The 3,416-nt window shown below is 70.7% G+C and carries 4 protein-coding genes and 1 pseudogene; 3 read left to right on the top strand and 2 right to left on the bottom strand.

What is annotated here, in order from left to right:
- Window positions 1-807 (bottom strand): annotated as a pseudogene (locus tag G6019_RS06395) (MFS transporter); the annotation flags it as partial.
- A gap of 73 nt (window positions 808-880) precedes the next feature.
- On the opposite strand from G6019_RS06395, the gene G6019_RS06390 reads away from it, so the two are divergent.
- On the top strand, window positions 881-1,513 hold the full coding sequence (locus G6019_RS06390) for a YqgE/AlgH family protein (protein WP_107757868.1): 633 nt from the start codon (window positions 881-883) through the stop codon (window positions 1,511-1,513).
- Between the two features lie 4 nt (window positions 1,514-1,517).
- Here the strand turns inward: G6019_RS06390 and G6019_RS06385 are convergent, their stop codons facing one another.
- Window positions 1,518-2,069: a DUF4188 domain-containing protein gene (locus G6019_RS06385; RefSeq protein ID WP_182613328.1), complete on the bottom strand. Its 552-nt coding sequence runs from the start codon at window positions 2,067-2,069 to the stop codon at window positions 1,518-1,520.
- 117 nt (window positions 2,070-2,186) lie between these two features.
- On the opposite strand from G6019_RS06385, the gene G6019_RS06380 reads away from it, so the two are divergent.
- Together G6019_RS06380 and G6019_RS06375 are read left to right on the top strand one after the other, a co-directional pair.
- Window positions 2,187-2,825, top strand: coding sequence for a MerR family transcriptional regulator (locus G6019_RS06380; RefSeq protein WP_107757866.1), 639 nt, complete (start codon window positions 2,187-2,189; stop codon window positions 2,823-2,825).
- Between the two features lie 73 nt (window positions 2,826-2,898).
- A partial coding sequence (locus G6019_RS06375) for an MFS transporter (protein WP_182613329.1) occupies window positions 2,899-3,416 on the top strand: 518 nt, incomplete at its 3' end.

Below are 3,416 nucleotides of genomic sequence, written 5' to 3'. Positions count from 1 at the left end.
GAGCGTCACGCCGGCCAGCGCGACCCAGACCAGGGTGGTGGAGCGGGCGGCGCGCACGCCCTCGGCCAGACCCCCGGCGAACAGCCCCAGCGCATCCCGGGCCACGCCGTCACCGGAATCCGTGGTGATCTCCTCGTCGTCGGGTCCGAGGTGTCGCGGGGGCAGCGCCACAATGGCCCACGCTCCCAGGACGGCGCTGACCACGGCAGGCACGAGCGTCCAGGAAACGGCCGCGTCGCCTGCGCCGAGCACCGCGAGGACCGCGAACGCCGCGACCGCACCGACCGCTGTCACCACCGATCCGACTGTGACGAGAATCGAGTTCGTGGCCGCGAGGATCCGCTCCGGCACCACGCGGGGCATCGACGCGGTCATCCCGGTGTTGATGAGCCGGCCGAGTCCGATCGCCACCAGAGACAGACCGAACAGCGCGGCGAGCCCTGCACCCGAATGCACGGCGCCGACGGCGATCAGCGCGATCGTGGCGATGATCGCGACCGTCCTGATCAGCGCGGCCACCGCCACCACGACCCGTCTGTCCCAGCGGTCGAGGGCGGCGGCGGCGAACGGGCCGACGATCGAGTACGGCAGCAGCATCACGGCGAACCCGCCTGCGATCGCGGCCGGGGTCGTGGCGGACTCGGGGCTGAAGAGCACGATCCCGCCGAGCGCGGCCTGGTGGATCCCCTCACTGAGCAGGGCGGCCAGGCGGGCGGTGGACAGGCGGCCGAGCCCGTCGGACTCCCGCAACGCGGCGGCCAGGCGACCGCGCCTCGTGTCGGCCGGTCCTGCGGTCGGAGAGGTCACGGGAGCCACCGTAGCGAGACCTGATCGAGGGGACGGGGATGTGGTCGGGCGGTGGCGCGGGCATCATGGTCGCATGGACACGGGACCGGACGATCTGAGCGGCGGGGGCCTCTTCGGTGACCGCCTCTACGACGCGATGGACAAGCGGGATCCCGTCGCCGGTTCGCTGCTCATCGCGGCGCCCGACATGCCGGACCCCAACTTCCGGCGGGCGATCATCTACGTGATAGAACACGACCATTCCGGCTCTCTGGGGGTGGTGATCACCCGACGGAGCGAGACACCGGTCGAGACGATCCTGCCGGCCTGGGCGGAGATGTGTGCTCCACCGGCGGTGTTCCACATCGGGGGCCCGGTCAAGCCGGACACCGGCATCGCGCTGGTGGTGCTCGCGTCGGGGGTCGACGGCGAGACCTACTCGGGTCTGCAGCAGATCGAAGGACGGGTCCACGTGGTGGATCTCGACAGCGATCCCGACCAGCTGCGGGACAACGTCGAGGGGATGCGCGTGTTCGTCGGCTATACCGGCTGGGCGCCCGGCCAACTGCAGGGGGAACTGGACCGCGGCGACTGGTACGTCGCGCCCAGCCTCCCCAGCGATCTGCTCGGGCCGTCGCACGTGGACGTCTGGGGCACCGTGCTCCGCCGCCAGGAGATGCCTCTCCCCCTCTACGCCACCTATGTCAGCGACGGGGACGTGAACTGATCGGTCAGTCCTCGGACGTCGGGGTTGTCCTCCCGTTCAGCCGCTCGCGCGCGGTGGCGCCACGCCGACCGAGGGGGAGGGTCCCCGTCGCGGCGGCGAGCCCCGCCCGAGCGCCATCCCCGTAGAAGGTCTCGATGCCCCCCTCGTCCACGACGTAGGTCTCGTGCCAGATCCCCACGGCCCCCGGGTTTCTCCGCGCCCTGGCGTTGAAGTCGCGCCACGCGGGCATGTGTGCTTTCTCGGCGTCCCGGGCGTACCAATAGAGCTGACCGACGGAGTTCCAGTACTGGACAACCCAGGGGCCGTTGGCGCCGAGCAGGGTCTGAGCCCCGAGGAACCCCACGTCCTCGGCCTCTCCCCTGTCGGCCGCCATGCGGATGCGTTCCAGTTCGGCGAGCATCCTGGGCATCGCCCGGAACACCGGGAGCCACAGGTCGGGACGGAGGGGGCGGTGGATGGTCATGCCGATGTGGAAGACGACGAGGCCGCCATCCCGGGCGTGGGTCACGGGAAGAGGCCGCTCCCGGGTCGTGTGGCTGGATGATCGCGTGACCATGTCAACTCCTCTGGACGCTGCCACGGCGCGGTGCCGAGGGCAATTGGATACTTCGAGTATCCGGTGGTGGATACTGCTACTATCCAGTAAAGGAGCGTCGCTGTCGAGAGGGGCGGAGTGAGAATCTCGGAACTCGCCGACGTCACGGGAACGACCGTGACGACACTCAAGTTCTATCTGCGTCGAGGGTTGCTCCACCCCGGACGATCGGTGACCCGCACCCAGGCCGACTACGACGCCGGCCATGTCGAACGGGTCCGTCTGGTCGTGGCGCTGTCCGAGGTGGGAGGCTTGGATCTGGCGGCGGTGGGTCGGGTGCTGGAGGCCATAGAGACCCCCGACGTCGGACGGTTGGACGTGATGGCCACCGCCCAACACGCGCTGTCGGGAGAACGGGCGCACGAGCCCGCGGCTGGGGAGGAGGACACGCCCCGCGGTGACGAACGCACGCGCGCGTGGATCGCCGCCCGGGAGTGGCAGGTCGATCTCGGCGACGTCATCGTCGATCGACTCGCCCAGGCGTGGCGTGCGTGTGACGACGCAGGAATCGGGTTGGACGAGGGTCGTCTGGACGCCTATGCCGACGCCGCCGAGCGGATCGCCCGCATCGATGTCGCCTCGGTCCCGTCCGAGCCGGCGGCGGCGGTGCGACAGGTGGTGCTCGGGACCGTGCTCGTCGAGCCCGTCCTCACCGCGTTGCGTCTGCTCGCGCAGCAGCACGTGGCACTCACCGGCCGCGCTGATCCCGACAAGTGAGATTGGTTAGTCATATAGTAGGACTGGGCGTACTGTCGGCCTGGTGAGGCCCGGACCCGCTGACGACAATAGTGTGGCACCCCGTCAGTGGGCCATTCTCGGGGTCGGCACGCTCGCCGCGTCCTCCGCCTCGGTGTTCGTGGCGGGTGTGGCGTTCCTCCTGCCCTTCCTGCACACGGAGGTCGGCCTGTCGCTCCCCGCGGCGGGCGCGCTGGTGGCGCTGCCCTCGGTGGGGACCGCGCTGACTCTCGTGGCGTGGGGGTGGCTCGTCGACCGGACCGGCGAGCGGCTCGTGCTCGTGAGCGGATCCGTCCTCACCACCGCCGCCCTCGCAGGCGCGCTCATCACCCCGTCCCTGGCCCTGCTCTCGGCGTGCTTCCTGCTCGCGGGCGCGGCCTCGGCCTCCGCTGCCTCGGCGAGTGGTCGGCTCGTGGTGGGGTGGTTCCCCGCGCGACGACGGGGAATGGCGATGGGCGTCCGGCAGATGTCTCAACCCCTCGGGGCGGCGATCGCAGCGATGTCGATGCCCGCGCTGGCGGCCTCGCACGGTCTGCGTGCAGCCCTGGCCGTCCCCCTGGTCATGGCGGGGGA

The organism is Dietzia sp. DQ12-76 (assembly GCF_014145045.1).
Lineage (GTDB): Bacteria > Actinomycetota > Actinomycetes > Mycobacteriales > Mycobacteriaceae > Dietzia.
Note: the sequence above shows the minus strand (reverse complement) of the source record. Positions and strands in the feature narration are given on the sequence as shown.

What these genes read in the sequence shown, in the direction of transcription:
- G6019_RS06390 (WP_107757868.1), top strand. Translation starts at nt 881, where the DNA reads ATGGACACGGGACCGGACGATCTGAGCGGCGGGGGCCTCTTCGGTGAC.
- G6019_RS06385 (WP_182613328.1), bottom strand. Translation starts at nt 2,069, where the DNA reads ATGGTCACGCGATCATCCAGCCACACGACCCGGGAGCGGCCTCTTCCC.